The 22565-nt window shown below is 62.7% G+C and carries 12 protein-coding genes; 4 read left to right on the plus strand and 8 right to left on the minus strand.

All coding sequences use genetic code 11. The features are described 5' to 3' along the window. Positions 1-9 precede the first annotated feature (9 nt). Genes ACZ7N4_RS02990 through dbpB (ACZ7N4_RS03005) form a run of 4 tightly spaced genes read left to right on the plus strand, consistent with a single transcriptional unit; the run spans position 10 to position 4343 of the window. Entirely contained in the window at positions 10-801 is a 792-nt protein-coding gene (locus ACZ7N4_RS02990) for a hypothetical protein (protein WP_397948890.1), read from the plus strand. Between the two features lie 3 nt (positions 802-804). Next, entirely contained in the window at positions 805-1947 is a 1143-nt protein-coding gene (gene dbpB, locus ACZ7N4_RS02995; RefSeq protein ID WP_467394176.1) for a DGQHR domain-containing protein DpdB, read from the plus strand. Continuing rightward, positions 1944-3200 (plus strand): tRNA-guanine transglycosylase DpdA, encoded by a 1257-nt coding sequence (gene dpdA, locus ACZ7N4_RS03000; RefSeq protein ID WP_471353074.1) that lies wholly within the window; start codon positions 1944-1946, stop codon positions 3198-3200. The genes dbpB (ACZ7N4_RS02995) and dpdA overlap by 4 nt, the downstream gene beginning before the upstream one ends. Positions 3201-3248: 48 nt before the next feature. Then, positions 3249-4343, plus strand: coding sequence for a DGQHR domain-containing protein DpdB (gene dbpB, locus ACZ7N4_RS03005; protein WP_397948894.1), 1095 nt, complete (start codon positions 3249-3251; stop codon positions 4341-4343). Positions 4344-4402: 59 nt separating this feature from the next. Here dbpB (ACZ7N4_RS03005) and dpdD read toward each other — a convergent pair whose 3' ends face one another. From dpdD to dpdE, 8 genes are read right to left on the minus strand one after another with little or no spacing between them, the layout of a single operon-like run. After that, positions 4403-6454: a protein DpdD gene (gene dpdD, locus ACZ7N4_RS03010; RefSeq protein ID WP_471353077.1), complete on the minus strand. Its 2052-nt coding sequence runs from the start codon at positions 6452-6454 to the stop codon at positions 4403-4405. After that, the gene (gene dpdK / locus ACZ7N4_RS03015) at positions 6451-6972 is read right to left on the minus strand and encodes a phospholipase D-like domain-containing protein DpdK (protein ID WP_471353079.1); all 522 of its coding nucleotides are present in this window, start codon (positions 6970-6972) and stop codon (positions 6451-6453) included. Before dpdK ends, dpdD begins: the two co-directional genes overlap by 4 nt. Then, on the minus strand, positions 6969-11465 hold the full coding sequence (gene dpdJ / locus ACZ7N4_RS03020) for a protein DpdJ (RefSeq protein ID WP_471353080.1): 4497 nt from the start codon (positions 11463-11465) through the stop codon (positions 6969-6971). Before dpdJ ends, dpdK begins: the two co-directional genes overlap by 4 nt. Beyond that, positions 11462-12124: a hypothetical protein gene (locus ACZ7N4_RS03025; RefSeq protein WP_467394185.1), complete on the minus strand. Its 663-nt coding sequence runs from the start codon at positions 12122-12124 to the stop codon at positions 11462-11464. Before ACZ7N4_RS03025 ends, dpdJ begins: the two co-directional genes overlap by 4 nt. Before the next feature lie 20 nt (positions 12125-12144). Then, a complete protein-coding gene (gene dpdH / locus ACZ7N4_RS03030; RefSeq protein WP_471353082.1) occupies positions 12145-15279 on the minus strand; it encodes a protein DpdH in 3135 nt (1044 codons plus the stop codon). Next, complete coding sequence (dpdG, locus tag ACZ7N4_RS03035) at positions 15272-16180, minus strand: protein DpdG (RefSeq protein ID WP_471353084.1); 909 nt, start codon at positions 16178-16180, stop codon at positions 15272-15274. Before dpdG ends, dpdH begins: the two co-directional genes overlap by 8 nt. Then, a complete protein-coding gene (gene dpdF, locus ACZ7N4_RS03040) occupies positions 16180-18816 on the minus strand; it encodes a protein DpdF (RefSeq protein ID WP_471353086.1) in 2637 nt (878 codons plus the stop codon). Before dpdF ends, dpdG begins: the two co-directional genes overlap by 1 nt. After that, entirely contained in the window at positions 18806-22117 is a 3312-nt protein-coding gene (gene dpdE / locus ACZ7N4_RS03045) for a protein DpdE (protein WP_471353087.1), read from the minus strand. Before dpdE ends, dpdF begins: the two co-directional genes overlap by 11 nt. Between the last annotated feature and the right edge of the window lie 448 nt (positions 22118-22565).

Consider the following 22565-nt stretch of genomic DNA (forward strand, 5'->3'; position numbering starts at 1 on the left):
GCAGGACCCGTGAAGGAGCGCGCCGCGCTCTGGAGCGAGCGCATCAACAGTGCGGCTCACACGCACTCGCTCGCCGAGCTCTACCGCGGCGACCATTGGACCCAGGCGCGCCGGCTCAGTGAGGCGGCTGCTCAGGCCGGATTCAAGGCCGACCTCTGGGTGGCCTCCGCTGGCCTAGGCCTTCAGCCGGTATCTGCCTTCGCCCCCTCTTACGCGGCAACCTTCAGCACCCGACATGCCGACTCAGTAGCGACCACTCCAGAAGACGGCGCCCTGTGGTGGAGCCAACTCCAAGAGGGAACCGGTCGGGCAACGCTGCAGGAGCTTGGCAAGGCCAGCCCTGTCCTCTTGGTCCTCTCTGAAACCTACGCAAAGGCCATGGATGCGGAACTTCGTGCCTTGGCCGACGTCGCCAGCGAGGCCCTCCTCTTCGGCGGAGTGGAAGAAATCGCTGGCATCCAAAGAGTCCCCGCCGACGCAGGGCTGAGGCGCACCTTGGGCGGAACACTGACGAGCCTGAACGTGCGCATGGCCGCGACGTGGTTCCAGCACTGCCAGGAAGGTCAACTCACCTCAACGGCCACCAGCGACTCCTGGAACAAATGGGCCGCCAGTGAGTCGAGGCCCGAACAACACAACCGCCGACCGATGACCGATGACCAAGTGATCGCCTTCATCCGGAAGGAGACTTCGTCCCATCCCGGCATCTCCCGGACGCGACTCCTTCGTCTGCTTCGAGACGGCGGCCAGGCCTGTGAACAGAGCCGCTTCGCCAACCTGTACATCAAGACCATGGGGTGAGCCGTGACCGAGAACCTTATCCGGCGCAGAGCCCTGCGCATCGAGCAGAACCCCAGCATCCCCCTCTACCTCTTCGCCCTTGAAGCCGGAGAGGTAGATCGTGTGGCTGACGTCGCCCGAATCTCCCGTGACGAGGCCGGGAAGTTGCTCGGCTACCAGCGCCCTGAGAAGAAGCACCACGTCAAGCAGATTCTTGATTACCTGGACGGCGAAGACGTCCTCTTCCCGAACGGTCTCATCCTCGCCCTTCCCTCCTCGGTCCGCTTCAAGGGCAGCCGAGGGCCCAACACCACCGATGGCTTGGCGACCATCGGGACCATCGAGATTCCGCTACCGGATTCCGATGACGCACCCCGCCCTGCCCTGATCGTGGATGGGCAACAACGAAGCCTTGCCCTAGCACGGACGAAGCGGTCGAAGCTTCCTATCACCGTTGCAGGATTTGTCGCTGAGGACCTCGAAGTGCAACGCGACCAGTTCCTTCGGGTCAACACCGTGTCGCCGCTTCCCAGCAATCTGGTGTCAGAACTCTTGCCAGAGGTCAACACCAAGCTACCCACAAGGCTGTCCGCTCGGAAACTTCCCTCCGCACTTGTCAATGCTCTAAACCAGGACAGCGACTCTCCGTTCAAGGGGCTGATCAAACAGGCCTCGACGACCGGGGACAGAAGATCTGAGGCCGTCGTCAAGGACAACAGCCTCATCTCCGCGATCGAGGAGTCACTCTCTCCCTCCGGAGTCCTCTTTCCGTACAAGAACCTCTCTAACGGGACGACCGACACCGCAGCGATGAGAGATATTCTCGTCGTCTACTGGACTGCGGTCAGGGATACCTTCCCAGAGGCTTGGGGTCTCTCGCCGGCAAAGAGTCGCCTCATGCATGGTGTCGGAATTAGGTCAATGGGGCGCCTCATGGACCGGATAATGGACCGTGTGCTGTTGAGTGCAGAAGTCGGGTCGAAAGACGCCTATGACAAGGCCATGGCAGAGCTGGAACTGGTCAAGCCTCACTGTCACTGGACCAAGGGGCGCTGGCCAGAACTCAACATCCCATGGAACGACTTGCAAAACACACCCCGCCATATTAGCACTCTGTCAAACGTCTTGATCCGGATCTACCTTCAGTCGAGGATGAGCGCGTCGTGAAGTTCTATTTCCCAGACAGTCAGGACCAAATCAGCCCGGGGTACGATTTCATCAACGACGAATACCCGTATCATCGAGTCCGGCAGAGGGACGATCTGTACGCCCACCAAGCGGTTAACCCAGCGCCGTACGACGGGATACTGGTCAGCAAGGCCATCGTAGACGGAACGGTAAACGGGGCCGGAAAATACGCCGGAAAGTACACTACTGGACAGCGGGACCGACTCTACCGAGACGGAGTGAGTCACTTCTTTGGGCTGCCCGACACGATGAGAAGCCTCGGCGACTGCGGGGCATTCAACTACATTGATCAAGAGTACCCGCCGTACAGTATCGATGAAGTCCTCGACTTCTACTATAAATGCGGATTCGACTCGGGAATCAGCATTGACCACGTGATCTTTGGTTACAAGCCCGACCTTCCCGAGAAGGACGCCGATCCGGCATGGGTTAAGCGTCGCGAGATTTCACTTGATTTGGCGGAAAAGTTCATCAAGGCTGTCACGAGCCGCAATAAGCTGATGCCGGAGGGGAAGAAGAGACTTGAGCCAGTGGGTGCGGCTCAGGGCTGGAGTCCGGACAGTTACGCGGACAGTGTCTCCAGGCTTCAAGAGATGGGATACAAGAGGATCGCGCTAGGTGGCATGGTCCCGCTGAAGACACCGGAAATCATCGCATGCCTCGAGCGAATCTCTGACGTTCGCCAGGACGGCGTTGAATTTCATCTGCTCGGAATCACTCGCGTCGATAGCATGGAACGGTTCGTTAAATTCCATGTGACCAGCTTCGACAGCACGTCGGCGTTCCGTCAAGCCTTCATGGACGAGCGGAACAACTATCACACAGCCGACCGCGCATACATGGCGATCAGGGTTCCCCAGGTCGATGGAAATCTCGCCCTCAAGCGGCTGATTCTGGCGGGGGTGGTTTCGCAATCCGAGGCCATGAAGGCTGAACGAGAATGCCTCAAATTGCTTCGCCGGTACGACGCAGACGACGGCGTCGAAGTTCAGGAAGTCATGGATGCGCTGCGCGCGTACCAGTCCCTCCTCGGCGACGAGAAGAAGCTGAAGAAGGTCGAAAAGTACGAGGCCACCCTCGCTGACCGCCCCTGGACGCACTGCTCATGCGATCTGTGCAGGAAGCACAAGATCGAGATGGTTATTTTCCGTGGAACGGAGCGAAACAAGCGCCGCGGATTCCATAACATGACGGTACTCGAAGCCAAGATGCGCAAGCTGCCGCTCACATAATCGCCCAGACCGCGCATAGTACTCAAAGCAACTCAAACAGGAGATGATGTGGCCGACCGCTACGTGTTGAAGGTTCCCGCGCTCAAGGTGCTCCAAGGCAGCAAGGAGATCTACTGCTTCGCTGTCGATGGCAAAAAACTGCACGACTTCGCCTCCGTCTCGCGCATCCGCCGCGACGGCAAGAAGCAGTTGCAGGGATACCAGCGGCCAGAGGTCCTCAGCCACATCCGCTCGATCCGCCGCTACCTCGAGTCAGAGGGAGCGATGCTTCCCAACGCTGTAGTGCTGGCCTTCGACGAGCGGGTGACGTTCGAACCGGCAGTCCGCGGCGGCGATGTGAAGTACTCCATCCCCGGCGAGCTGATCATCCCAGTCGATGAGTCACTTGCTGATGACCAGAAGCCGGCCTGGTTGGTGGACGGACAGCAGCGCAGTGCCGCCATCAGGGACGCCGACCTCGCAGAGTTCCCAGTCGCAGCCGTCGGCTTCATCGCGTCGCAGGAGGAGCAGCGGTCGCAGTTCATCCTGGTCAACTCGACCAAGCCGCTCCCCAAGGGGCTTGTGTACGAGCTTCTTCCCGAGACCACCGGCCAGTTGCCGCGCTCGTATGCCCGCCGCCAACTCGCCGCGCAGCTCATGGTCCTGCTGAACATGGGGGACGGCCCCTTCAGTGGAAGGATCAGCAGCCCCACGTCGCCCAACGGCAACATCAAGGACAACAGCGTCCTCAAGATGCTGGAATACAGCATCTACGAAGGCGCTTTGTACCAGTACCGGAACGCCACCGACGGTACGGGCGACGAAGAGCGGATGCTGGCTCACCTGACGGCCTTCTGGACGCCAGTGGCAGACATCTTCGAGGACGCGTGGGGGAAGCCTCCCAAGGAGTCGAGGCTGACCCACGGTGTCGGCATTCAGGCCATGGGCTTCGTTATGGACCGGCTGACTTCGGGCACCCCGGTTGAAAAGGTCAAATGGGACAAGGTTCGGCGCACCCTCCGAGCCCTGGAGGACCACGTGGCCTGGACCTCCGGCACCTGGAAGTTCTCGGATGGCCAGGAGTACGGCTGGAACAGCCTCCAGAACACCATGAGCCACGTACGTCTGCTCAGCAGCCACCTGCAGGCTCTGGTCACGAAGTAGTGCCCGACGGCACTCCCCGATGGCGGCCGCCCCACCTTTGTGGGGCGGCCGTCATGTCGTCAAGACGCCGCAGCAGCAGCGCGAAGCGTGTCGATGGCAGCCCGAAGAAGAGAAGCCGAGCCACTGCCGTTCGCGTACCCGATGTGCTTTGTCTCCGCGTTCTGATCGATGAAGCCGGTTGCAGCGTGCTTCGCACAGCGAGTCGCCAGGACGATCACATCCGCTGAACGGGCCTTCTGCCGGAGTTGCGGCGAACCGACATGATCCGAGGCCGTTACGACCTTCACCGCCGGCGCGAGCTGCTTGACCTCTTCCTGGCAGCGGGCGAGGACGGACTCATCCAACGAGTACAGCAGGAGTGTCAGCGGCGGTAGGGCAGTCGCCAGCTCGTCATCGGCTTCATCACCGGCAGGAGACTCCCACGCAAACTCGATGCCGAGTTCTTGGGAGAGACGCTTGGCGAACGCCAAGTCGGCTGCGTCAAGGCGTTGCTGATGCAGCCACAGTGGCTCCAGCAGGGCATACGCCAGGTTGCTGCGAGCATCCTCGCTGGGACATGCCGCAAGGAAGAGCCGGTCGACGAAGTCGAGGGCGATCGCTGCCCGCTCGGCAGCCACCCACCTGCTCCGCTCCGCCCCAATCTCTTCCAACAGGTCCCTGTACTCGGCCTCGGTGGGTGCCGCTCGTAGAGCAATCTCCATCAGGGCCTGGAGGACGACGAGATCCCCCGGGCCGAACCGGTCGAAGGTCAGGGCATTGCGAATGAAGGCGTGGGCCGTCTGCCCTGCGGGTGCTTCATACCCAATGGCATCGATGAAGGCGCCTACCCCGCTCCACACACGGTCTGCCTCATGGTCCTGCAAGCCGTCCAGGAACTCAGCGAACGTCGCATCTTCGGTCGCCGGACTGGGCCAGTCCACCCATCTGCGGTCCTCCAGGACGGCCTGGCCCTCGGGACTCCCCTCTGCGATCGCCTTCAAGAGATCGCCCCAGGACTCGACCGGCACGTGAGGTTCCAGCGCAAGCGCGACTGTCGACTCGACCAACGTTGGCTGCTGTTCGGGGAGCAGGTCTGCTGACGCCTCGGTCGTCTTCTCCTGCTCCAGCAGTTCCACGACGTGCTTCCACACGGACGACGGGATTGCGCTGTCATGGCCGCTGTGCTGGGTGGCGGCTACAAGGCGTTGCAAGACCGCCATGTCCTCACGGACTCTGGCTGCAAGCAATAGCACTGTCATGGCCTGGGGTCCGAAAGTGCTGAACTCGCCGGAGAGTAGATCTGGGATCACCCTGCCAGCTTCGATCAGGCTGCTCTTCGCGGCATCTAGATCGTTCTCCGTTAGCGGCTTCTCCAACGCCACCGAATAGATGGCATTAAGAATCGCTTCCCGGACTGGAGCAGGCGGGTTCTGGCGAACAATGTCAAGTAGCCCGGGGAATGCAAGTACATCTGCACTGCGCCCCAACCGGTCCAGCCTCTTGATATGCAAGTTGGCCAGATTGGTTGCAGTAATGCCGCCGGTTGCGGCCAACTGCTCCAGCACATCAAGAGATGCCGACTCGCCACCTGCCGACAGCGACGCTTCGAACTCGGCCAAGAGCCGTCCCATGGGCTTGGCGAGTCGCCACAACCTGGGCGGCCGGTTTGCGACTGTCCGCTGCATCAGTTGGAGTGCCTCAGCTAGGTTCGTGCGGTGCTGAGGGGTCTTGCCGGTGGTGAGACGGAAGGTTACCCCGAGCCCGAAGTGGTCCAAGATGGCCTTCTCGATGGGATCGTCGGGGTCGAGTTCGGCGGGACGCAGGCCCCACAACGGGTTGTAGGCGATGTACGTCGGGCCGGCGAAAGCACGGATCAACTCAGCCGTCTTCGCCGCGTCCACTGTGTCTCTCGCGATGACGTACATCACGAACCGACGATCCCCGCTGGGGTACGTGCGGGGGAGCACGATGGGAGCATCGTCACCGCGCCGAAACGCCTGCACGAAGGGTAGGGTCCGGTGGCCGTGCCGGTAGTCCGGGTCGAGGTCCGGCCAGACCCCGTTTCCTGCTCCGAAGAACGTCTGCAAGAAGTGCTCGGACAGCTCGCGCGTGCGCTGCTGGATCTGATTCACGCGCCGGCACCCCACCTCTGCCTCAGGTCCAGCCGGGCCTGGCTTGCCTCTGGACCGCCGACTTTGTACGTGACCGATTCATCGTTGACTGCCATGCCGCGGACGGTGTAGTTCATCGATCCGGTCAGAATCCATTCATCACCACAGAGTGTCTTCTCATGTACATCCGGGTTCAGCACAATGCGGATGAAGTCGCGCTCCGTTGACGGCTCCAGCCTTCGTAGGAAGGGTGCGTTGTGGGGGTCTGGTCGCGTCACCACGTGAACGCGTGTCCCTCGGCTCGCGATCTGAATCAAGGCCTCGGACAACCGCCAGTCCAGCGGAGGCACATCGCCGAAGAACGAGTCGTATGCGCCTTGGCTGTTGTCCAGAACCTGAATATCCGTGATCCACGGTGAGACCAGCCAGATCTCACTGCTTGGGTTCACTACTTCGGCGATCAAAGCGGACGACAGCATTACATCGACCCGAAGGCCCGTACCCGCTCCGATGCGGACCGTCCGTTCCAGGACGCTCACTGCGCTGCCTCCCGAAGTTCCACTCGAACTTGAAGTTGATCACCTTGGCGGGCGAAGCCGCGGACCTCGCCGTATACCCGCAGGACGTCCCGGTCTACTGGCAGGGCTGGGACGCGTACGAGGGCCTGTGCCATCGCTGAGCCCGCGCGCGCGGGACACACGAGATGTACCGCAGCGCCTTCTGACATCGCTTTCTGATACGTCAGGGCCCAGTCGGTCTCGGTTACGTCGATCTGCGCGATGCGCTCGTCGTGCGCGACCTGCACGAGCAGCCGGTCAAGCACGGGCGCCCCTACGTAGGGCTGATAGTGCTGGAGATCTTGGGTTCGGGCCTGTCGTCCGCGAGGCCACAGCAGGCTGAACGCCTGGTCGGCTGTTACCTGCGAACTGGGCAACAAGAGGCTGCCCTTCCCGGCTGCGTATGCCACAACGCGGGCGTCAACCTCGACGCCGAGCCGGCGCTCCAACTCGTTCCAGGCGTCGACGAGGCCCAGCGCCACCGCGTCTGTATCAGGGCTTGACCCCGGACGCAGGAGCCGAGTCGACATGGCCGACACCGCCGTGCGCCTGGGCGGACCGTCCAGACGCTCCCAAGCTGACCGAAGCCTTTGGAGCGCCTCGGCCGCTGCCGTCGAATCATCAGCACCGCGAAGAGCCCTTATCGCGGCGGCGGCCTCGCCGCTGGGTTCCTGAATGAGGTGCTGTAGGAGACGAGTCAGCGTCGCGTCTACGTACTCGTAATCGCTGGGGGCCAACGCGCTGGCAACAAGCCCCCAGAAGCGGCGTGGGTCTTCGGTGTAGTACTGCACGAGGTGCTCGACGACGCCCAGGCCCCCGATGGACGTCTCACTCAGCCACACAGTAGCCGGGTCACCCGGGCCGTCTCCGGGGAGCACGTCGACGATCAGGTCGCCTTCCTGTGCGTCGGGGCAGGCGCGCTGCGCCGCGCTGGCTATTGCAGCTGCGAGGGTGTCTCGGTACGCCCGCTGAGCCAGTTCTTCGGTCAGCACAGCCACGTCGGGTGCCACCAGGAGTTCCGCGGCCCTGTCGAGGGCGGCGATTACACGGGTGTCGTGGGACAACTCCAGGAGGGCAGCGACGAGACGATCACCGTCCACGGGTTGTTCGGAGTCGCTGTTGTCCCGGTAGAGGACCTTGAAGATCTCAGCGAGATTTTGGCTCCATGATCCATTGGCGAGCGAAGCCCGCACCTGCTCGCCGGTACGCAGACTGTCGAGACCGGCCAAGGCGAACGCGGTCATATAGACCTGGGCCAGCCACTCACGCTGGAACGTGTTCGTGATTTCGGCGAGTGTTGGATCTTCGGAGACTGCCTGGGAAAACGCCAGCGATCGCCATTGAGGAGAGGCGAGATACGCACGGAGAGCAGGATCCGAGAGGTCCAGCGGCCGCAGCCTGACGTGGAGCGCATCGACATCAAGCCGGAACCCGAGGGCCGCTGGCTGGCCGTTCACTTCGTAGCGCACGGTGCGCTTCTCGCTCCCGCCGCGCTTACGAACGACCTCGCAGTCTGCACCCATCGTCATACGTCGAACCTCGATGGGATTGCCGCCGGCATGCGTCGCAAAATTCACCGACACGACGCGCTGAGACCACAGAGACGGGTAGGGAACAGCTGCCGGGCTCAGCGGCACGTCCTGGGAGGCAACGATCTGCGTGCCCCATCGAGGAATGCCCTGAGATCGGGTGTCGATCTCCTGCGGAGGCTGATCGAGGATGAGCTGATGCGGGCGGAAGACCTCAACAGAGGCGTCTTGTCCGTGAGGGTGCCAGGCCCCCTCGGGGTCGTGGCCGCGGACGATTTCATTGAGCGGCAGGGTGTCCGTACCGTCGGGAGGCAGCGGAAGCCACGTCCGATGCTCGTCGCGACGATATCCATAGCGGCGGCTGACCCGCCCCGGCACCGCCTCGCGCAGAGCCCGGGCGATCGGCAACTGCTCGACGCTGTCGCCCTCGGAGAACGGAAGCAGTAGGTCCACTTCGGGCAGATTCAAAGGCGCGAACAGCGACTGGGTGACGAACTCTGGTAGTAGAGCGCCTTCCCTTGCCCCCGAGTCTTCACGCAGCGGGTGCCATCGGCTCCGCAAACGACGCAGGGCTGTCGGTACTACGGCTAGGAGCAGCGAGCGGGGCTGCTCCCACAGCAGCGCCTGAGCTTCGTCTGCGCTGATCTGGAGGGCTTTCACCAAATGGTTGGCGAGGTCATCCTGGAGTCCGGAATCGTCGAGGAGAGCCTGGAGCAGGTCTGCGAGCAGGTCTTCAGATGCCGCGTCCCGCTTCTGCGTGGCATTGCTGTATGGGGCCTCCAGCAGCTTTCGAGGGTCGGCCCATGGGTTCCGACGGCGGAGCTTACGGGCCGTCCAGTCAAGAAGAGCCTGCGCACCTTGGATCTTCAGGACGAACCGGTTGCCCACGGGCAGTGTTCGGGCCGGCACCTCGGGGGCGAACAGAGTCTCGTAAGCCTGGTAGGCAAGGCGGTCACGACCGTAGTCAGACAGCGTGACCACAGTGATGGGACGAGTCCCGCGCTGACGTCCGGCCCGGCCGCGGCGCTGGATGAACGCGGCGGCATCCCGAGGCGCCTTGTGCTGCAAGACCAGTCCGACGCGTGGGTCGTTGAAGCCTACCTCCAGCGAGGCAGTGGCCACTGTGAGGTCCGCGTCGTGGTCGACGCCCGCGTCCTGCGATGACGTACGGCCGATGCGCAAGTGATGGAGGCGGAGGCTGGGATCGAGGTCGTGCCCGATCTTCTCGACCAGATCCCAGGACTGTCCTTCGCGGTACCGGGCACCGTGCTCGTCCCGATCCGGGGAGCGAAGGCCTGCGAGCACCGGGTCCCAACCGTTACGGCGACCGGACCGGGTCTGGCCGCCTTCGGCATCACGGAGGTCGTCGTAGAAGCGGTTGGTGACGTCGAGGTCATCCGTGAACAGGAAGCCCTTTGAGCCGTATAGGAAGCGGTCGCTTTCGAGGTCCAGTACCCGCCCGTAGAGCATCGCTGTCTGGATCGATGCCGACAGTAGGCTCGCCCCGGCGACCGGATCCCCGCGGAGGGCGATGGCATATTCGCGGCCTTCGGCCTCCAACTCAGCTTCGGCCGGCTCGATCGACTCGATGTCGCCCGGACGCAGCCCCGTGAGCTGCGCGAAGAAGTGCTTGGCGTCTCGCAGCGTGGCGCTCAGCCCGACGAACGTGACGGGCCGATCGACCGCATCCCACCAGCGGCGGAGGAGAAGAGCGACCTGCGCACCGTGCACACCGGTGTAGGTGTGAACCTCGTCGAGCAAGACAAGGGCCGGACCGGGGTTGCCGCCGCACCAGCCAAGCAGACGCTCAAGGTTGCTGTTGCCGCTGGCCTGATTGAGCGTTTCCGTGGTGGTGAAGAGGAGGTCAGGCTCCTTGTCCTTCAGCGAGTCTCGCGTCAGTGCCAGGCAACCATCCTTGATCGTATAACCGCACTTCGCACAGGCGAGCCGTTCGCGGCGCTGAAGCCGGTCACTGTCTGACCACACCAGGTCACCCGTCCCGCAATCGGGGTTGGGGCAGGGCAGGTACGGACAGATGGCCCCGTCCGCGGTTCGCGCCCAGGCTCCGCGAGCCTGACTCCCGGGCTGCAACTTCGGATCGTTGATGCCCCATGGCGTGCTGCCGTAGAGCGCGCCGATTCGCAGGGGACGACGTCCTTGAGCACGCAGGGCGGGCTCTACGCCTTCAGCCGCACGAACTGCTTCTCGCAGTTGATCGCGAAGCAGTTCCAGTCGCGGGTAGAGCGCGAGAGTATGCACGCGCGGTTTTGTGCCTGGGCGTGCGTGCTCTGCCATGGCGGCGAACGCCGGCAGATAGAAGGCGAGCGTCTTGCCGCTACCTGTGCCGGCGCCGACGATGATTCCCGCTGAGCGCCGACCACCGAGCGCCGTAAATACAGCACGGGTGGCTTTCAACTGGAAGCGTGCCAGCTTGTAGTTCCCGACGTGGGCCGCTGCCACAGAGTGCTGGAGTTCGCGCCAGTGATCAAGATTGGCCAGGTCGGCCAGGGCGACATCCGCTGGGATGTCACGGCGGGGGTAGCGGCGTGGGGCTACGTGGAGCCGGTAGTCGGCAACCAGTCGCTTCTGCTGTCGCCACCAGCCTCGTTCCGGCGGCGAGGACCATCCGCCGCGTACGAAGAGTTGCCGGAGCCCAGCCGTCAGTCGCAAGGTCTCTGCCATGCGGGTGCGGTACCGCGGTGGAGAGACGACGGGAACCGGTACCTCGAGTAGCAGGGCCCGCTCGAGGCACTCCTCAAGAACCTCGTCAGGTGAGGAACCGGGAGGTGCGTCCTGACGTATGAGGAGGAGTTCGTCGATGGTCTGCAAGACTTCGGCTTCAGAAAGAGTGCTCTCGGTCACCCCCCAAGAAAGCAAGGGTAGTTCACGGTCTTCCAGCCGGTTCAACAGCGCATTGGCGAACCCTTGATTGAGAAGCTGTGTCACGCGCCCTTCCTTGTCAGTGTGACCTGGCCGTCCATGGCGAATTCGCGCAGGAGGGCGATTTCCTGATCTGTGATGTCGAGGAGAGTTGGGGCAGGCCGAGTGTCGAGCCGCTCCAGCAGCGCGAGGAGTTCGACTGGAGGCTCTTTCGCGTCGCGCAGCGATTCCGCGAGAGCCTCACATTTGGTCACGAACAGGGTGATGTCTCCTGTGGTGACCGCCTTGGCGGACGCAGCCCGTTCGAGGTCCAAGCGACGAGATCGAGCCGATGCCTGCTCTGTCGGCGGCAGCATCGGAATCCGTGCCAGGGGAAGAGAAGCGAGGCGTCGACCGGACCAATCGGCCCATGCTGCGAGGTTCTCCTCGCGGATTGCCACGGCTGCTGCTTGGACCTTGCGCTTGGCCGTGTTGAACGCTTGGTCCCCGGGCCATCCACTCTGTGCGCGCTTCGCGAACGACTCCAGTCCGTCGCTGGCAGCCGACAGGCTGGGACCCGTGGCTGCACCCTGCTCCTTCAACGCGAGCGCCACTGTGACTTCCTTGCGCAGTTCTGCCAATCGTGCACTCAGCTCGGTGATACGCGATGAAACCCGGGCTGCCTCCTTCTCTCCAGCCTCTCCCTCAGCCAACTGCCTGGCGCGATCTTGCAGTTGCAGCGCCATCTCATACACGGGTCTTTGCGTCACTCGCTCTCTCCCTCCTGCACGACAGGATCCTCGATCGACTTCGGCGCACCGGAGGCCAGTTCTGCTACCTCACTCCATTCGCCGAGGACGGTTTGCATAGCGAGCGAGACACTGTCCACTGCGGTGGTGCCCGCTCGCGCCTCAGCCCTTCTCAGCGCAGCCTCCAGCCATGATTCGCTCTCGGAGAGCAGGAGGTGGATGTCCTGGATGGCTGTGCCCCGATCCTGCGCTGCAGCAGCGATGCGGGCGGCCTGTCTGGCGCGGTCAGTCCTGCTGTCGTCTGATGCCCGGGCAATGTCGTCCTCGAGTGCTGAGACCGTGCTCCATTCGGCCTGCTTGCCCTGCTCAAGGAGTGCCTCGAAACGGAGTGTCTGATCAACTCCGAGGGGCATCAACCCGCCAACCTCCTTCGCTGCGGTGAGAGCGCCCTCAATTGCCGAGAGGGTGTGTGCACTGTTGGTGCCACGAGAGTGACGGCGTCGGACCTGACCCAGCCGTTCCTCAAGTTGGGCGAGTTGGTCATCCACCAGGGTCGGCAGCGCGGCAAATCCCGTCACCGCCTTCTGCACCCAAGAGGGAACCTGCGTCCCGTCGACCGTCCATTCCCACTGAGCCGCCGCCTGCTTGAGGAGCGGAAGCATCCGGGCAGCGTCAATCATCCTCACCGCGCCGGTCACGCCCTGAGCGACACCAACAGCCTCCCTCAACCGCTCAATGAGATCAGGACGTGCATCGAGGTGACGCTTCAAGACGTCATTCCACTGCTTCGTCCGCAACCCGACGTCTCCCCGCTCCCATCCCTGGCCTTCGTCCAGAACAGCGGTGAGTAGAGCGGTGGTTTCCATCCCCGGGTGCGCCTGGCCGGCGAGCATCGCTCCGAGCAGGGAAGCGCGTAGCCCGAGTACCAATTGCTCGTCGGCGATCTCTAGGTGACGCTGAACGCGTGAGGTAAGGGCTGCTCCGTATTGATCAGCGCAAGCAGCGAGGCGCCGGATGTCCTGGCTTCTCACCTGCCCCCTGCCGGCCTCTGCACACAGCAAGCTCTCGAAGAAGTAGCTGTCCTTCGCTGTGCGCCCGAAGCGGATGGGTGCGGCGGCGGCGCCGGCCAGGCGCTCATCAGCGCCAGTCACTGAAACCACGGTTGCATTATTGGGCCAGGCCTTATCCATCACCTTCTTGGTCTGCTCATGCATCAGAGGCGATTCCCAGCGGTATCGCTGGAGCACGGCCGTCGCAATGATAGAGCGGACGCTAAGTGCTGTGGTGTTGTCGAGGACCTCTTCCTTGGTGAGCCAGACCTTGACCGTCTCCAGTTTCCGCTTCAGGGAGCGGGGGATGTTATCTGTGCTGGAACCGGGTCCGGGCGGCCCAGGCTCATCTCGTTGATCCTCGGCGCCTCGACCCTGTGTAGAGGTCGCAGGCGCCGCTGCCGGGATCCTGCGTGATTTCCCGTCCAGGGATGGCAGGGAGAATGCTTCCAGGATTGTTTCGTCGAGTTCGTTGGCGTCCTCGGGGGCGTCTCCCCAGAACAGCAGGAGGGTCTTTCGGCGTTCGGGGTCGACGTGGTCATGGTCGTCAATGAAAGCGTGGACATCGCGACTCAATTCCTTGTCGATGTCAGCTCTCGTGAATCGGTGTCGAAATTCAGCGTCGGGGAATTCTCCTCGCCGGATGGGTTCGGCGTGATCAATCAGTACTGGTCGTACGACGCTGCCGAGGACGGTCCGAGGGACGAAGGACCATGGTTTCGTTGGGTCAGCCTTTGAATGAACGGCTCTGACGAGCGCGGGAGCGTTGAAAGGGAACAGGCCGTAGCCTTGCGGCGTGGCACCGAAGGCCTCGTGGCAGCGTTCCTGGAGAGAGCATCCTTCGCACGCGTTAGGTGTCTCGCCGTCGCGTGCTTGTTCCAGAGCAGTGCGGCCCACGCGGGCAGCGTTGAGATAGCGCCCGACGAACGAGGAGATTTCCTGACTTCCGGTGTCTGTCTCACTGAACGGAACATCGAGGTTGTAGACGTATCCTGCGGTGGCCCGGATGCGGGTCAGCGCCGTCTCCGGAATTTGGGCCAGGTAACCTGGGGTGACGGCCATTAGCGTGCGAATTGGGGCGAGAGACGTGATTCCGTCCCGATTGGATGCCTCGATTACTGCGTCCAGAAGGTCTTGTTGTACACCCTGGATTAGGGCAAAGTCCTCGATGAGGAGAATAATTTCCTTCCCGAGGCGGTGATACTCCTTACGCACCTGCATCATGGCGTCCAGGAGACGCCCCGCACCGAGATTAGCCGCGTTTTTGACGGCGGCCTCCAGGTGCCTGTTGAGCAGGTCTACGGCAGCAACTTGAAGGTAGTCTTGCGTGGCGATTTGGTTAAGCAGTCGGGCGACCATATCCGAAGCAGCGTTGTCGTAGTCAACGTCCGTCGGCAAGTCGTCGACGGTGAAGCTTTCAGGGCGCTCGTCCTGCCCGCTACGACGATCCTTGAGGAGTTGAGCCGCGAGCCGGGGAACAAACTTCCCTTCCGACAGCATGTGCTGCCGAATGAACGGGTCATGCAGCATTGCTGCGAGCCTGCCAGGGCCAGCAAGTACCCTTCCATCCCTAGGGAGCTCCTGCCGCGGTGTCGCAGAGACGAGTTCGCTCAGTTCATTGAGAATTCGCCGGCTCAGCGATTCCTTGTCAATGTCGGAAGTGAACCTGTCGATATCGCCCTTGAGTTGTGCCAGCTCACTGCTGCCTGCCTTGGCGATCAGTGCCTTGACTACCGCTTTGAGGCTGGTCATAGAGCGTTCGAGGTAGATGACCTCGTGGGCGTCTGAGTTGGGCAGGAACTCGGGAATCTTCTCGCGTACCCACCGGATGAGGTGCGACTTCCCAGACCCAGAGTCTCCGAGCACCAACATGAGGAGAGCGCCTGAGTCGGACTGCTTCGTGAGGAAGTCGTTGACTACCGACTGCTCATCGATCAGATCGCCAATGGGCTGAATCTGCTTGTCCTCCGAGACCGAGGCGCGCTTGATCCGCAGTGGCGCGTGTGTGGCAAGGAAGACGGACCGGTGTGGGCTGATGGCCTCGGTGTTGATCGTGGCGGCTGCGGTCGCCGGGTCCCAGCAGAGTTCGCGGAAATCAGCCATTGACGGCCTCCAGGATGGTGATGGCGCTGACCGGTCGCGCGGATGACCTGTCCGGGTCGTGTACCTGGAGTACGTGCTGTGCGTCGTCCTCGTGCTCCAACCGCAGCCACTTCTCGTCTTCGCCTCGCAATAGTGCGAACGAGAGTGCTGCACCAGCTTCTGTGTCGCCTGGTGAACGGAGTCCCACGGCGCGTGAGTGCGCGCCACCGGGCAGCACAGGAATCCGCTCGCGGAGGATGCGCAGGACCTCCACCGCATTCATCCTCAAGTCGATTTGCTGCAGTTCAGCGAGGGTTTGCCTCACTGCGATAGTGCAATCAGGAACGAGCCGGTTTGCGTTGCCGTCCTCGATCTGGAAGAGGGGCGCCGCTGCGAGACCCAGAGTCGGCGCCCAGTAGTTGAACCGGAGCCACCGAGTGGGATTGGAGAACACGGGGCCCGCCTCTGGGCGCAAGGCGTCTCTCTGCTCGTTCTGCACCCGACGCCAGTCCATCGGAACTGTTGGATCAAATGTGAGCAGCCAGGCCAGAGCCCGGGTGAGATCGCGAGGTCCGGTCTGGTCAGGTGAGTCGCCGAGCGATGTGTTCCTAGCAGGGTCGAGCACAGCATGACGGAGGACGCCGGCGAACGCGGATACGTCCTGCCCATCGAGGGAAGTGGCTGGGCCAGCCAGGGAGAGTTGCTGATCTCCTCCCTCGGCCCGAATGAGACCCAACTCTTCCAAGGTGCTGATTGCCTTATCAAAGGGCGGCTTATCCTGTGTCTTTTCACCACGGATCGAAGGCGGGGAAAGCAGCGAACGCGCCTCCTCCAAGGGCACGGCCTCTTCTAGGTAGGCGAGCAGCCGTACGACCGCCCATGCTTGAGAGGGCAGTGCCGCGCTTACGTTAAGAAGCGTCATTAGAGTTCCTCCAAGGCGCGGAAGACCGGAAGCTTGGCGCGGTGGATATCGATCAGTGGGTCATTCGTCCGGTCTGGGTGGCGAGTGTGGCGTGGGTGGAGGAGATACGTGACATCCTCCGAACTGAATCGTGCGGCTGTGTCGTAGTCCAGTGAGGGCGAGTCGTCTAGCACCCACAGCACAGGGCCAGCCCATGACGTCAGCAACTCTGCATCCTCGTCGAGCACGACGGAGTGGGTCCGTGCTGCCTTATGTAGTACCGCTCTGCAGCGTGCCGTGACACCTGGGCCGCCGACGATGGTCATGCCTCGCCGGACCAGTCGTTCGAGAAGGCGGGGAACGTAGAGGCGTTGCTCTTCCTCGTTCTCCCACCACAAACTCAAGCACGACAAGCCGTCACGGTATCGGGCCAGGGGATCGTTGGCAGGAGGCACGGGGAACCGCAGTGACGGCCGGGGCTCACCAGCGAGTCGATAGAAGCCAGAGGTGTCTGGGTGCCCGGCTGCTCTGCAGTTCGGGCAGCCACGGCAGGTGATACGAGTGGGGAGGGATCCTCGTCCTCGGCGCAGGCGATAGTACTCCCCGAGTACGTCACCGATGCACTGGCCTCCGCCGAGTGCCTCTTCAAGACCCACGAGCGACTTCTTCTGGTCTTCCAAGAGCTTCTTACGTTCTCCCTCGACGCGGGATGTAAAATGCTCAATAGTGTTGACCTGGGGGTCCTTGATCGTGACTTCAGCCTGGGCCCCCACACGTTTCCTGAACTCCTCTGCGCGCGCCTCCCAGACGGATTCAGGTTCTCCCTCTTCGCGCTTCGGTGGTTGAGGTACGTGGAGGTCGATCAGCTTGGCGCGGACCATGAGGTTCAGGACACGTACATTCCATGATCTGTTGGCTTCGGATTCTTCGCTGACATGGCTGGGACGGGAGTCAAGGTCGAGTCGGTAACGGTGACCGTCGAGTTGCTGTTCTCGTCGGAACATGGCGTCCCAACGCTTGCGCGCCTTTTCGGAGGTGATGACTGGCTCGCTGCCGAGGGTCTCAGCAATGCCACGGTCTCCGGGTGCCGTCACCATGTAGGCGAGAGAAGGAGTTCCGTCACGTCCACCTCGACCGATCTCTTGGTAGTACCGGTCGACGGTTTCGGGTAGACAGGCGTGCAGCACGGTTCGAACGTCAGGTAGATCGACACCCAACCCGAATGCTGAGGTGCCTACTACGAGGTCGTAGCGAGTGGGGGTCCTACTGTCATTCTCGGTGGATTTCCCTCCCCAGCCCTCAACGGCATCCCGACGGTCTTGGTCGCTCGAGGTGCCGGTCACCTGAGTCACACGGCGAATCCCAGCAGCCCGAAGAAGGTTCACCCACTCATTTGCGTCCTTCACCGTGGAGACATACAAGGCCATGGGCTTGGGCAAGAGAGAAACGGCCTCGAGAATCGAATTCCGTCGACTTTGTGACGTCTCAGATGCGCAGACGTAGTAGGTAGGTTCGTGACGCAGTTGGGAAGCCCAGACGATCTGAGCTTCTTCGGGTCCGGAGAAAAGACCTTCGAGCGTGCCGACCTGTTGTGTGGTCAGGGTGGCACTCATGGCGACAGTGACCGGGGCCAGTCCGTCACGAGCCTTGCTCAGCCAGGTACGGCGATGGCTGGACATCGTCTGGAACTCTGGACGAAAGCCGTTGCCCCACTGCTCCACGAGGTGAGCTTCGTCAATGACGAAGTACTTGAACAGACCAGCCTCTGCCGCGTCTTCGAGTGGCTTGCGCAGACTTGAGACGAGCGCCTCGGGTGAGGTGAACACGATGCGCTGCTGTCCCGTGCGGATATCGTCGCGGATCTGTCGCTTGACGTCCTCTGGCAAGCCACCGACATACGCGTAGCGACCTGTAGGGCTGGGCCGTCCATGTGCTTCCACGAGGGGACGGGTGCGGCGCTCCATGTCAAGGGCGAGAACGACCGTGGGGACCACTACTACCGAGACGCCGGCGCTTCGGCTTGCAAGAAGTGCAGGCGCCTGAACAACTGCCGTCTTGCCGTGGCCCGTGGGCAAGCAGAGGATCACGGTGCTGCCTGGCTGCGCGAGCGCAACCGCCCGCGCAGCCTGCCTCTGCCCGATCGACAAGTACCGATCGTGCTTCATCCCGAGAGCCGCCGTCCAGAAAGGATCCGCCGGGTAGGGCTCAAGGCGGCGCTGATGCTCTGACTCTTTCCCGAGATAAACCTGCCGCAGGTCTTCGCGAGCTACTGCTGCCGCGTCACTCTCAGCTACAGGAGGGTGCCAGAGCTTCGCCGTGACATACAAGCCCCGCTCATGCGGCATTGCGTCGCAATGCACTTGGGACCACTGCTCTCGGGAAGGCAGCAGCGGATGATTCGGAACGACGAGGCCTCTGTTGTTGCCGCGCGCCTGAGCCTCGAGCAGGACTTGGCGGAGGAGGGCCGCGATATCCCTCCAATCGGACAATCCGTTGTCCAGGCTGGCGAGGGCGTCCCTGAGTCGCCGCAGCGTTCCCTGGCTGTCATTCATGGGCGGGACCGACGGCCAGGCACGAAGCATTTCGTCGGCTCCGGTCCAGCTGTCGATCCCTAGACCGGCGCTACGGAGGTCAGTGCCGCTTGGGTCACGAGTCATGCTGGACCCTCCGGTACGCGCTCTTCACGATGCACGTGGCCGCGACGAGTCGCACCGTCGGCTGAGTCAAACCTTCGACCAGGGCATCCGCGACGGCCACGTCCGTCCAGTAGCTCTCGGTATCTCCCAAGAGGTGTCCGGCAGCCCGACGAGACTGTGCTTGGGCCGCGGCCACGGCGAGACGACGGCGAGCGGAATCCTGCGCACGAGCGCACTGGGCCGAGAGGTCCGTTACACGCGCAAGTTCTCCAAGGGCCACGGTGTTAGCCGCCCTCGCAGTAGTCGCGTAGTAGTCCCAGCCGCCAAAGAGATCGGTCAGCTCGCGAATCTGCTTCGAGTTGTAGTTGTGGTCCTTGCTGTTGTCGTAGGGCCTCTCCAGCCATGCCAGGGTCTGCTCGTCGGTTATGGCTTTCGTGCTTCCTGCGGCGACCCACACCTTGAGAGCGAAGGGAGGAAGGATCCGGTCCGCCTGTCGCCGCAGCGCGAAGCGCGCCTTCTCCGCGTCACCGACCAACTGCTCGGCACTGCTGATATCGGCTTCCGCTATGAAGTCGAAGCCGAAGTACGGCTCCAGTTCTCCGTGATGGCTGGGGTCGAGCCGCCAGAAGGCTGTGGCCTGGCCGCGGTCATCGGTGTAGATCACCGAAGCCAACATGTCGACCATCGGGTTACCCATCCGAAACAGCCGCGTGCCCGGGGCGCGCAGCGCGTCGGCCCTGAAGAACGCGCCTTCAGCAGCTTCGCGTGGCACCTTGGCGCTCAACGTCTTGTAGAGGTGCGGCGAGACCAGAGGCTGAGCATCGAGGTTGAACTTGTGCCGGATACAGCCGTTTACCGAGCGGGTCCAGTGCGGCAGCTTGATGCCGGAGGATCCGTCGCCGGCGTAGTTGAGCAGGGCGTTCTCGATCTTGCGCCGCCGCTGCTCAAACTTTGCGATCTCAGCGCCAACGTCTGACTGATAGGTAGAGGACTCGTGGACGGACTCAACCCGTTCGAACTTCGCGATGGCAGCCTGCGCGTCCTTCAGCTGAGCCGCGATCCGCGACGCCGAGTTGGCCAGTCCGTCCGGCCCTTCCGCGAGCGCGGTGGACCACACGCCGGAAAGATCCTGTGCGATGGCGTCCTGCAAGGTGGACACCGAGTCTGCGAAGATCTGATAGCCGTCGCTCAGCAGAGCATGCCAGGCTCCGGTGAACTCCTCGGTCTCGGCCAGGACGAACTGAGTGGCAGGATCCTGCCCTGTCTCCTCGAAGTCGGGGTATCGGTCGATGCGACCGAGCCGCTGCTCGAGGCGGTTTGGTGACCAGGGAAGGCGCAGGTGCACCGCGATGTCTGCGCTCTGCAGGTTGAGGCCATCGTCAGCCGAGTCATCCATAACGAGGACGCGAGGCGGCTTCCCAGCCCTCCGCGCGGCCCGAGGGTTCTTCGGGTAGGGCTTCCGCCAGTCCTCTACAGCCTCGTGTGACTTGTCGGAGCCAGCCTGGCGGGTGTGCTCAGCGATGAGCACGTTGGGGAGATGACTGTGCAGGTCTTGAGCCAGAGCCGAGGCGAGTGACCCGGCTCCTGCGAAGATTGCGGTTCTTCCGCCACGGGAGATGATCGGTAGAAGGGCGGCAGCGAGTTCGTCCGTTTCTTCCTTGAGAACGTCGTGTTCGAGCTTCGCCTCGAGACGCTCCAGGAGAGTCGCCTCGTGCGTCAGCAGGGGCGGGCCGGCCAGCAGACCGCGCTCCTGGGTTGTCAGGCCAGCACGGTCTGCTGCCCGCGCGTCTTGGTGTACACGCCACCGCATTGCGTCAAGGAAGTCGTTCGACGGGCCGCCGAGCCGCGAGGTGAAGATCCCCAGGGCGAGGCCATACCCGGGCTGCTGATCATCGAGGTTCTCGTCAAGCAGGCGGTCCCACGTTTCACGCTGCCAGCTCCGCAGAGTCTCCGCGGCAATGGAGTGCAGCGTCCCGTCGCCAATGAGCCGAGGGAGAGCGCGGCCGCGTACTGCGTAGGGGATGAGGTCGGAGTCTTCGTTGTCGCGCAGGATACGGGCCCGACGGTGACGAATCACCCTGCGGTCGAGTCGGTACGTCTCGCTGATGTGAGATCGGAGCGCCTCGACGCGCAGAGCCAGTTCAGGCGCATCCGCTGGGTCAGCGAGCTCGTCGTACTCGTCGAGGAGCGCAAGGATTCGGGGAGCCAGGTCCTCGAAGAGCGGGTCTTTGGGGATGACTTCCCTGATGCGATCGATTGCGGAGGGCAGAACATCCGGGAGCTTTTCGTCGAGGCCGGAGACCCGGTCTGCGAGCTTCTCACGCATCTCATGGCGCTGCTCGAAAGCCTGCTGGCTTTCCCAGCTGTAGAGATCACGGTCGAGGAGGTGCAGAAGTGCCAGTTGGGCTGTCGGCCCCGCCGTAATAGGTGTGGCCGACAGGAGGAGGAGCTTCGGTGCGGCGTGGGCCAGCGCACAAAGCTCGCGGTACCGGGGGTCGGTGTCGTCCACACCGTGGACCAGTTCGTGCGCCTCGTCCACGACGACGAGTTCACTGTCGTGGTAGGAGGCCCATTTCACCGGCGTCTCGTGGGATGTGAACCGCACGCGAGCGTCCACGAAGTCGTCGATGAAGAACTTCTCGCGCATCTCGGTTGCCCACTGGCGTCGCAAGATCTCCGGCGTGATGACCGTGATCCTGCCGCGAGGGTTATCAATCAAGGTCTGTCGGATGACGTAACCAGCCTGGATGGTCTTCCCTAGGCCGACTTCATCTGCGAGGAGATACCGCTGGACCGGATCGGAGAGGACGGTCAGAGCGGCGTCTACCTGGTGAGGGTAGATCTCCACTGCCGACGACAGCAGGGCGGGTGTGCTAGCGCAGGCTGCCCGCTGGCCGATGAGGTTGTGAAGCAGCGGGAGCCGGGTGTTGTGGTAGTAGCCAGACTCGTTGCCCCCCGAGACCAGTACCTGGAGTGGGTCGCGCACGGGTTTGTCCCACCGGACGCGAAGCCAGGTCTCTGGGACTCGAGACTCGGAGTTCGTGTTGGGGAAGTGGACGAAGTACACGTCTCCGTCTGCCATCTGTACGCGTCCAGCCAGCCAGGCACCTGTGTTCGGGTCGTGGCAGAAAACACGGGTCTCCCGCTTGAGGACAGCCCGTCGGCATGCAGTTGCCAGCACCGTGCGTGACTCGACTTGCGGCTCGGCGACAGACTCGAAGAAGTCGACGCGGAGAGTGCCTCCGTCCACGGCCCCGACTCGGCCGATGCCGGGCGCTCCCGTGAACGTGACAAGGTGCCCGACTGCGAAGCCCGAAGACATCCTTCTGCTCGCCCCCCACCTGCTGATTTAACGAGTGACATGAGGATAGGGGCACCCACTGACAACACGGTCGACGGTGCAGTACGGAAAATCGCATATAGATTCGAAGGTGGAGTAGAGATGCGTTGCTAGTGACGCGTCACCGAGGCGACACACGGGACCAACGAGGATGAAACCCGCGGAAGGGACGACCCTGTGGGGTGCAACGTGCCGCCCAGATTGACCGAATCGGAGCCTTGCCGCGAGAGCGGGCTCGTGAACGTGCTGCAAAGAACGATTCGGTTTGTGCCTCATCGCCGGGATCGGCGTGCCCAGCGACCTGCAATGACCTAACCGGTCTCGTCATGCCGCAGGCGCCTTCCCGGTGGCCCTCACGCGCATATGTCCCTGGCAGTGCACTCAATCCCAGCCAGAGTCTCGACATCTGGGTCCGGTACCAGTGTCAGTG

Source organism: Streptomyces sp. NPDC107654 (assembly GCF_055639035.1).

Coding starts and splice junctions, on each gene's coding strand:
- dpdG (WP_471353084.1), bottom strand. CDS start 16,180: ATGACGCTTCTTAACGTAAGCGCGGCACTGCCCTCTCAAGCATGGGCG.
- dpdH (WP_471353082.1), bottom strand. CDS start 15,279: ATGGCTGATTTCCGCGAACTCTGCTGGGACCCGGCGACCGCAGCCGCC.
- dpdF (WP_471353086.1), bottom strand. CDS start 18,816: ATGACTCGTGACCCAAGCGGCACTGACCTCCGTAGCGCCGGTCTAGGG.
- ACZ7N4_RS03025 (WP_467394185.1), bottom strand. CDS start 12,124: ATGGCGCTGCAACTGCAAGATCGCGCCAGGCAGTTGGCTGAGGGAGAG.
- dpdE (WP_471353087.1), bottom strand. CDS start 22,117: ATGTCTTCGGGCTTCGCAGTCGGGCACCTTGTCACGTTCACGGGAGCG.